Below are 9,219 nucleotides of genomic sequence, written 5' to 3'. Positions count from 1 at the left end.
CGGATGTCAACGGCCGTTGGCCGTGTCACCCAGTCGGCGTTTTTGGCGTCTGCGTAAATGTGCGCGATGTACGGCTGTCCGGTTTTCAGAAAGGTCAGCGGCACCCGAAGCAGGCGCGGGTGTTCGTCCGTAATGCTGCCCAAAAACCAGCGGTCCCCCTGCCGCCGAACAATGGTGACGAAGTCTCCAATCTGGCCATTCAACACGCGGGTTTCGTTCCAGTTTGTGGGAACCGTTTCAATAAACCGAAAAGCAGGCTGTCCCTTGTAGTTTTCCACCAAGTCAGCCGCCATTTGCAGAGGACTGTACAGCACCACGTACAGCGCCAATTGCTTGGCCAGAGTCGTGTGCACCCGGTGCATGCCGGTGGGATCAAACAAAATTTTGAATATTCCGGGCGTGTAGTCCACCGGCCCGGCCAATACGCGCGTAAAGGGCAAAATGGTCGTGTGCTCCGGGGGATTCCCGTCGCTCCAGGCGTTGTACTCCATGCCGCGCACGCCTTCGCGGGCGATGAAATTCGGGTACGTCCGGCGAATGCCTGTGGGCTTGATTGGCTCGTGGGCGTCGATCATCAGGTGGTACCGGGCAGCAGTTTCGATCACTTTTCGGTAGTGGCGCACCATCCACTGGCCGTGGTGGTGCTGCCCGCGGGGAATAATCGGCCCGGCGTAGCCCGTTTTCACCGCCGGCATGCCCAATTTATGATAAAGGGCAAAGGCCGCGTCCATTTGGCGTTCGTAGTCCGGTACATTTCCGGCTGTTTCGTTGTGTCCAATGAGTTGCACCCCTTTTTTCTTTCCGTAGCGAACCACTTCTTTCAAATTAAAATCGGGGTAGCTTTCCGTGAAACTAAAATGCGGCGTTTTGGCGCCCCAGGTTTCCCAGCCCTTGTTCCATCCTTCCACCAGAAGCGCCGGAATGTGGTGCGCACTGGCAAAATCGATGTACTGTTTGGCGTGGGCTGTGGTGGCTCCGTGGCGCGGGCCGGCTGTCCACGTCCATTTGCGGATGTGCATGGCCCACCAAATGCCCACGTATTTGGTGGGGTGAATCCAGGACACGTCTTTCAGAGCACAGGGCTCGTTCAAATTCACAATCAAATGCGATTCAATGAGACCGCCGGGGCGTGTAGCAATTTGGATGGTGCGCCAGGGTGTTTTCATCGGCGTTTCGGCTTTCACTTTCACCCCGTCCGGCCAGGGCACCAAATCACATTCAAACTGCGTACCGGCAGTTCGCTTCAACGTCATACCGGCGTAGTCGGTGAGGGCGGCTTCGTGCACGCTCAAGTATACACCCCACCGGGCGTTTTCAGCGTGACGGGTGTGTTGACAGCCTTGATTTTCGTGAGAAGCGTTTCGTGGTATAGCTTTTCGTAACTGTCGTAATCGGCGAGAATCCACCAGGCGGTGTCATTTTGAGCGAAATTGAATTGGGTCAACTCGTCGGTGATTTGCAGTTTTTTCAGATGGGGCTGGTCGGGTAAAACGGTTCGGAATCCGACGCCGTCGTTGAACACCCGAAAAATCAAGGTCATTTTTCGCCCGGGCTTGCTCTTTTCCCGAAGAGCAACCGTCATTTCGTTGTAATGATTCCGAATGTGATCAACCTGTCCCCAAACCGGTTTCCAGGTTTCGTCAAATGTACGGGTTGTTACCTTTTCGATTTGAAAATTCTTCTCCAGGGGAGGCGCCTCTTTAAAGCGAAATCCCAAACGCGACGGAAGAATGAGGGGTGTTTTCCCGAAATCGATTCGGTAAGAGGGAATGCCATTTTTTAGGGAAAACGTCAGGGAAATTTTTCCGTTCGGAGAGACAACGCGTTTGTGCGAACTTCCTGCACCACACGAAGACACAAAAAGAAAAACACATCCCAAAAACAAAGCAAGCAAACTGACATGTTTTTTCATAGTACACCTCACTTTTCAAAAGATGTGAGTTTGGTTTCTTTGAAATTTACTTAATATCCGAAAATTTTGGTTTAAAGTCAATTCAAAAAATGGGCAAGAAGAAGTTTTCCGGAGGAAAGCCGTGCGGTGTTTTCGGGGTCTATTGGAGAAGATTCGGGGGTTTTCTTTAAAAGTCAACCACGAAGTGCCAAAACTCAAAAGACAAATGCCATGAATAAATATCTCGGGGGCAAAAAATGTGCATCGTCCCGGGATAAATCCAAAACAGATGAGTTCACTCCAAGAACCCCGAATGACACCCGTCGCGCTAACTTAATTTCAATAAAATCCATTCGTGAAAAATCGTGAAATAAGCGGGAAAAGGCTTTTTAGAGCAGACTCCTATTGGCCATATTCATTCGCAAAAAGGCGTAAAAGAATTCAGGATCGGGACTTGGAACCTTGCAATCCTTGCAGCTGAATGGTTACAAAATTTCTTTTTTGAGTGATTTCATATTGAAATATGTCTGCAAAATGCCTATATTTGATTGCACCCCGGAAAGAGCAGGCTTCGGAAAAATCCAAATTGAACGGAAGAAGATCGGTAAAACGAAAATGACCCGTTTGAATTTTATGTTTCTCTTAACTTACTGCATTCTTAAAAAATTTCATTCATTTACAAAAGGCTGGTCATCGGCACCCAGCCTTTTTTATTGAACGGGGTACACCCATTTTCGGTGGCCGTTCAAGTCATAAACTGAAGGAGGCGCCATGAATGTATTCAACAAAGCCATCGTCACTATTCTGCCCATTTTACCCAAATCATTTGTTGCCCTTTTTTCCAGCCGCTACATTGCAGGCGAAACCCTTGACGATGCCGTAACAACAATTCTTCAGTTGAACCGGCAACACATCATGGCCACGATGGATCTTTTGGGGGAAAATATTACCCAAAAGAGGGAAGCCACTCAGGATAAGGAAATGTGGTTTAAAATCCTGGACGCCATTGACAAACATCACCTGAACTCAAACATTTCCATTAAATTAACCCAACTGGGACTAAAATTGGACAAGGCATTTTGTCTGGAAAATGTGCGGGAAATTGTCCATTATGCCCATTCGTACAAGAATTTTGTGCGAATCGATATGGAAGATTCCACGTGTACAGACGACACCCTGGATATTTTTTACCGCGTCCGGGAAGAATTTAGCAATGTTGGTATCGTGATTCAGGCCTACCTGAAACGCAGTGAATCAGACATTCAAAAACTGGCTGCTCAGGGGATCAATGTCCGCATTTGTAAAGGCATCTACAATGAGCCTCCCGAAATTGCCTACAAAGACCGGGAAGCCATCCGCCAAAATTACCTCAGGCTACTGGATATTATGTTCGATCACAAAGCCTATGTGGGGATCGCCACCCACGACCGTTTTCTAATAGAAAAGGCCGTTGAACGCATTCAATCGGAGAAAATTCCCACGGCTCGTTATGAATTTCAAATGCTGTTGGGCGTCGGTGAGGAATATCGGGCCGAACTGGTCCAGGCCGGTCATCGTCTTCGCGTGTACGTTCCTTTTGGCAAAGATTGGTTTCCCTATTCCCTGCGCCGAATGAAGGAAAATCCCCGTGTAGCCGGATATATTATCAAAAATCTTTTTAAAAAGATTTAACGCTATTTCTGTGAATTTTCTTGATTTTTAGAGAGATATTTCATAACTTTATGTGATTAGAATTCGAACCGTTTCTTAAACTGTGGTTGCATTTTAATGATCATCTTTCAATTATTGAAGGTCGTCAACAAAATTTTAGAATCCTATCTTTCATTTCCCAAGAAAATTACTATTTTCCTATTTTTTTATTTCAGAAATCTCCTCTCAGTGGGTTTTCAGGAATTTGATGCCTGTCTCTTTGGGAAATGGTCTTGCATTCCACTTCAGAAAAATGAGGGGCTTTATGTCTGAATTGTACGCAGTCATTATGGCCGGCGGGATTGGAACACGCTTCTGGCCGCGGAGTCGCATTGAAAAACCCAAGCAGTTTTTAAAAATCTTTGGCGATGAAACACTGATTCAACAGACGTACCAGAGGCTCCTCCCGCTTATTCCATCTGAAAATATTTATTTTGTCATTAATACCAACCAAAAAGAAGAGATTAAAAAGCAGCTTCCTTTTGTTCCGGAGGAAAATATCATAATTGAGCCTTACGGAAAAAATACGGCACCTTGCATCGGATTGGCAGCCCTTCATCTCAAACGCCGAAATCCCAACTCCGTCATGGCTGTTCTTCCCGCTGATCATCTGATTCAGGACACCAACCAATTTCTAAAGATTCTGAGAATAGGAACCTCCATTCTGGAGAAGGAATCCTGTCTCATAACAATCGGAATTACCCCTACTTATCCGGCCACGGGCTATGGCTACATTCAATACAACGGTTCAATTTGCACTCAGGAAAATGTGACGGCCTATCACGTAAAAACCTTTGCTGAAAAACCCAATCTGGACACGGCCAAAAAATTTATCATGAGCGGAGATTTCCTCTGGAACAGCGGCATGTTTCTCTGGAAGACTCAGGACATCCTGAAGGAAATGGAAGAGCACGTGCCCGAGATTTACGATAGCCTGCAAAAAATTGAGCCATCTATTGGAACGGCCGCCTACCCTGAAGCACTGGAGCGCGCTTACCAGGAAATTCGCGGCATTTCAATTGATTACGCCGTTATGGAGAAATCGCAGCGTGTTTGTGTCATTAAAAGTGAATTCGGCTGGAGCGATGTGGGAAGCTGGGAAGAAGTGTACAATCTGCTTGCAAAAGACAAATCCAAAAATGCCGTCGTTGGAAAAGCCATTTTGCGCGATTCCAAGGGCTGTTTAATCTACTCCCCCGATCAATTGGTGGCAACTATCGGCCTGAAGGATATGATCGTCATTCAATCGGGAAACGCGCTTTTGGTTTGCCCCAAAAACCGCTCTCAGGAGGTAAAGGAACTGGTTGATTATCTGAAACGGAAGAAAAAAACGGACTATATTTGATGGCAAAAAAAACACCCAAAACGAATGAATGGCTGCTTCAGGAGATGGAAGGACTGCTGGAACAATTGTCAATTCCCGTCCGGTACGAAAGAGGAAGTTTTAAAGGCGGACTTTGCCGTCTGAATAACGATCAGATTTTCATTATTAATAAAAATTTGCCCCTTGAGCAAAAACTGCAGATCTTCCGGGAGGAACTGGAAAGAATTGATCTGGAAGACATTTTTATCCGCCCTGTTTTGCGAAACTATTTGAGAAAATAAACACAGGGGCAAAAGTTACTCATAATCACAAAGACTTGAAGGCACAAGGAATGGAAAACAGTTTCTTCCTGTTGGGGGCTTTTAGGAATTCTTCAATTCTTAGTGGAGAATTGGATGCGAAAAAATCGCCATGCTTTGGCCTGTTCATTCCTTTGTGATTTGGCGTCATTGTGTCGAATAATAATTTCGATTCGTTAAAAATTTTTCAATTAAAACTATTTGAACGATCAAGCAAATCCGCTGTAGGCGAGTTAGGAGTATTCAATGGATTTTCAAGAATTTGTCGGTTATTTTCATCCAGAGCTGTTCATCCCGGAGTTGAAATCAAAAACAAAGGATGACGCATTAGAGGAAATGGTTGACACACTTTCGAAACACAAAGATCTCAAAGATAAACGTTTGATTCTGGAAATGCTGAAACGGCGTGAAAATTTGGGGAGTACGGGAATCGGGCACGGCATTGCTATTCCTCATGGGCGCTCATTAAGCATCAAGGACATGTCTGTTATTTTTGCAAAATCAGTCAACGGAATTCCCTTCAATGCCATTGACGATGAACCGGTTCATCTGGTTTTTATGATTGTTGCTCCTCCCCATGAAAGCAATCAAAACTACCTGCCTTTTCTTGGGAAATTGGTGGAAATTCTAAAAGAAGAAAGCAATCGGGAACAGCTTACCCGATGTGAATCCTTTGATCAACTCATTGATATTTTAGCAGGAGGTTTCTAAATGGATGAAAGACAACTGCGGTGCTTAGTTGCACTTCAGGATATAGATATCATGATCCAGGAACATGAAGAAGAGGAAAAGTTAGGTTTCAAAACGGAGGGAATAGAAAAACTCAAGGAAATGCGCGAGGAATTGGCGCAGAAAATTCAATTGCCGTTGCTTCGTCGATATGAACGCCTTCGCCAACACTACAAACGGGCGGTGGTTCCGGTTCAAGACAACACATGCCTGGGGTGCTTTGTGAAACTCCCCACATCTCTCACCACCCGCGGCAAGGAAAATATTGAGGTGTACACCTGCGAAAACTGCGGGCGGATTTTATATTGGCTGGACTAAAACGCCAAATCACCTCCGCAGCATAAGGGCACTGGGGATTCTGCCTATTTTTTGATGTCTTCACCCTTCCTTTCACATTGATACGCACATTCCCAACAGTTGGGGTTAGGGAAAATGATTAATCGTCTACTCATTGTGCAGCGAATAACTGAATGTTGTCCCGGGCCTTTATTCCTTGCTGCGTCGCTTTTATTGGCAAGCCTGATCTTCAGCGGGTGCCGCCCCACCCAAAACCTGCAGGATACTCCCCCCTCATTTCCTTACATTTTTAAGACCGTCAGAGAAATTGAGGGCTATGGCATTTTCATGGACCTCAACCATGATGGCCGGGATGAATATCTAAGTTTCGGACGCGATTTAGCGCTGAACCACTCACAATTTATTCTTCAGAATAATGACTTTGAAATCATCGACCAGATCAATTTTACAGGAATCATTCAATTCGTGACCCACTTCGATTGGACCGGCGACGGCATCGATGAAATTGTCACCGCCTACACCCGGAACGACAGCTCTTTCCTGCGTTTTGTCGATTCCAAAGGGAACATCCTTAAGGAAGCTTTTCTTTTTTCCGGGAAAACCCGGGTTTCGAAAAGCGGAACTTATCGCTGGTACGGTCAAATTACGGCCATTCGTTTTGCTGACATTGACAACGATGGAAGAAAAGAAATCCTGGTGTTTCCCAATGAGGGATTTGCCCGGTCGCCGCGAGGGGTTTTTGTGTACGATGGCCAAACGCTCCAGCTCAAATGGAAATATGAAGTGGGCCCCGCTATTTCAAATAATCCAATTATTCTGAATAAAAATAAGCTTGGCGAAAAAAATATTCTTTTTGCAACATCCGCTCCTTCCAACGGCAACAGTGCCAATGGAACAGATGATTACCATTCGATTGTATTCCTCTTGAACCCTCAAGGAAAACTCCTGTGGGAAAAAATTTACGGAGGGAAATTTACCCGAGTCGAAAGTCACTTTGTGGATATCAACGGAAACGGAACCAGGCAAGTTCTTCTGGTTATTTTCAATAAATATTCTGCCCACTCTAAACCCCGTATTGAGATTATTAATCCTGCCAATGGACACCCGATTAGCCGCCGGAATTTCCCGTACGCCAATCCCTTCGCCTGGAGCTTTTCCGTCTGTCAACTCGACCGCAAACCGGACAAGGAATTTGTGATATCCAATCAAACCGGACATATGGTTATTCTGAACAGCCATTTTGAAAAAATCAAAGAAAAACAGCTTGATCTTTCGTTTTCTTCGATTTTTACCAGTGAGGATCTGGACGGTGACGGGCTGGACGAAATCTTCGTTCAATCCAATAACTTTTACTACTGGCTGGGCAGTGATTTAGACGTTCGGGCCAAAACTGCTTTGTCCTTACTGCCGGGACTCATTTTTATTCATTCCCCGCAGGTTTACCACCGACACGATCAGACGCCGCTGCTGGCGCTTTTTCAAAGAAATGGCGCAAATGCAAAATTGATTCGGCTGGTTCGAAATCCCCATTATCTCGCATCCGCATACGGCCGGCCGCTGCTTTTTGCGTCCATCGGATTTTTGTTTTTGGGGCTTTTGGTGTGGACACTAAAAATCAACCAAAAGCGCCGGTTTGACGAAAAATTAATCGAAAAAGAAATTGGATTTCGCAAGAATCCCGTGTTCGTTCTCGATCACAAGGGACGGATTTCACAGGCCAATTTTAGAGCTCAACAACTTTTTGCTTTTAATGGGGACGCCCTTCCCCTGTCTCCGGAAAAATTATCCAAAACCTGGCAGCCTCTCAAACAATTCCTTTCTGAACTTCCGGGTGAAGAGCCCATCCGCCAGGAAACAACCTTTTCGTTACGTGAGGCAGACCACCGCTTCCGCGCAGCGGCCGAACCGGTATTTTATCCGGGTAAAAGCCGTCCGTACTGGCTGATTTTTCTCTTCGATCTTTCCGTTGAAAATCGGCTTGAAAGCGCGAAAGCCTGGGCTGCCATGGCCCAGCGCATCGCCCACGACATCAAAAATCCGCTCACCAGCATTTTGCTCACACAGCAGCGACTGGAAATGGAGTACAAGCGCCAGGATCCCAAACGAGCCAAATTGTATGAGCCCTACACCCGGCGCATTATCAATCGAATCGAATCCCTTCGGCGGATGACCCGGCAGTTCATGAAATTTGTGGATGTGGAAAAAGTTATGCTCCAGCCCACCGATATCAACACCTTCATCCGGGAATTTCTTTCCTCTGGTATGATCGAATGGCCCCGGGATATTCAACTCATACAGAAGCCGGGAGTCAATCTACCTGCTATTCTTGTGGATCAGGAACAATTGCAAATCCTTCTGGAAAATCTCATCAGCAATGCCATCAATGCCATGCCGCAGGGAGGTACCATTACGCTCTCAACAAGTCTGGCACCGAATTTGCAATTTACATCACACAATCAACCTGCCCGGGATTATATCGCCATTGAAATTCTGGACACGGGAAAGGGAATTTCACCCAATCTACGGGAAAAACTCTTTCGCCCCTTCACAACAGGCACCCATTTAGGCACGGGGCTGGGATTGACGATCGTTAAGAAAATCGTGGACGACCACCAGGGCCATATTGAGATTGAATCGGAAGAGGGGGTTGGCACGTCTATTATTGTCTACCTGCCTGTTGCACAAATGAAACATTGATGTCCATCTGTTACTCGGTTCTCTAAGATTGGCAATTAGCCTTTTCAATTGATCATTGCCCAATGAGAAGCATCCGATCGTTGAGCGTTCGCCCGGTTCCCGGGCCTGCCAGGAGGCAAGCAAACGTCGAGACGACCGAGAAAAAAGATGATTAGTGATTGACGATTGACGATTAACGATTTACGATTTTTGAAGTGTTCCGGTTCGTCGACTTCTTCCGTCTCAAATCGTTAATCTGAAATCCGAATTCAAAGTGACAAAAAAACGATTTATGATTGATGATTAACGATTTA

At 46.0% G+C, this 9,219-nt stretch carries 6 protein-coding genes and 1 pseudogene; 6 read left to right on the top strand and 1 reads right to left on the bottom strand.

Translation table 11 applies throughout. The features are described from left to right. Window positions 1–1,912 (bottom strand): annotated as a pseudogene (locus GXO76_12045) (glycoside hydrolase family 97 protein). 750 nt (window positions 1,913–2,662) lie between these two features. Between GXO76_12045 and GXO76_12040 the strand changes: the two are divergent. The 6 genes from GXO76_12040 (at window position 2,663) to GXO76_12015 (ending at window position 8,926) form a co-directional block, all read left to right on the top strand. Then, window positions 2,663–3,562 (top strand): proline dehydrogenase, encoded by a 900-nt coding sequence (locus tag GXO76_12040; GenBank protein NOY78590.1) that lies wholly within the window; start codon window positions 2,663–2,665, stop codon window positions 3,560–3,562. A 283-nt stretch (window positions 3,563–3,845) separates the two neighbouring features. Then, on the top strand, window positions 3,846–4,925 hold the full coding sequence (locus GXO76_12035) for an NTP transferase domain-containing protein (protein NOY78589.1): 1,080 nt from the start codon (window positions 3,846–3,848) through the stop codon (window positions 4,923–4,925). Continuing rightward, complete coding sequence (locus GXO76_12030; GenBank protein ID NOY78588.1) at window positions 4,925–5,185, top strand: hypothetical protein; 261 nt, start codon at window positions 4,925–4,927, stop codon at window positions 5,183–5,185. Before GXO76_12035 ends, GXO76_12030 begins: the two co-directional genes overlap by 1 nt. A gap of 264 nt (window positions 5,186–5,449) precedes the next feature. After that, window positions 5,450–5,914: a PTS sugar transporter subunit IIA gene (locus GXO76_12025; protein NOY78587.1), complete on the top strand. Its 465-nt coding sequence runs from the start codon at window positions 5,450–5,452 to the stop codon at window positions 5,912–5,914. After that, window positions 5,915–6,250 carry a hypothetical protein gene (locus tag GXO76_12020; protein NOY78586.1) on the top strand — a complete coding sequence of 112 codons (336 nt, stop codon included), beginning with the start codon at window positions 5,915–5,917 and terminating at the stop codon, window positions 6,248–6,250. Window positions 6,251–6,364: 114 nt separating this feature from the next. Further along, a complete protein-coding gene (locus GXO76_12015; protein NOY78585.1) occupies window positions 6,365–8,926 on the top strand; it encodes a hypothetical protein in 2,562 nt (853 codons plus the stop codon). The last annotated feature ends 293 nt before the right edge of the window (window positions 8,927–9,219 follow it).

It is taken from the genome of Calditrichota bacterium (genome assembly GCA_013151735.1).
In the GTDB taxonomy this organism is placed as follows: domain Bacteria; phylum Zhuqueibacterota; class JdFR-76; order JdFR-76; family BMS3Abin05; genus BMS3Abin05.
The sequence above is the reverse complement of the archived record's forward strand: the minus strand, read 5'-3'. Positions and strand labels throughout refer to the sequence as shown.

Excerpts from the sequence above, each read along its gene's own strand:
- GXO76_12030 (NOY78588.1), top strand. The coding sequence starts at position 4,925 with ATGGCAAAAAAAACACCCAAAACGAATGAATGGCTGCTTCAGGAGATG.
- GXO76_12040 (NOY78590.1), top strand. The coding sequence starts at position 2,663 with ATGAATGTATTCAACAAAGCCATCGTCACTATTCTGCCCATTTTACCC.
- GXO76_12020 (NOY78586.1), top strand. The coding sequence starts at position 5,915 with ATGGATGAAAGACAACTGCGGTGCTTAGTTGCACTTCAGGATATAGAT.
- GXO76_12025 (NOY78587.1), top strand. The coding sequence starts at position 5,450 with ATGGATTTTCAAGAATTTGTCGGTTATTTTCATCCAGAGCTGTTCATC.
- GXO76_12015 (NOY78585.1), top strand. The coding sequence starts at position 6,365 with ATGATTAATCGTCTACTCATTGTGCAGCGAATAACTGAATGTTGTCCC.
- GXO76_12035 (NOY78589.1), top strand. The coding sequence starts at position 3,846 with ATGTCTGAATTGTACGCAGTCATTATGGCCGGCGGGATTGGAACACGC.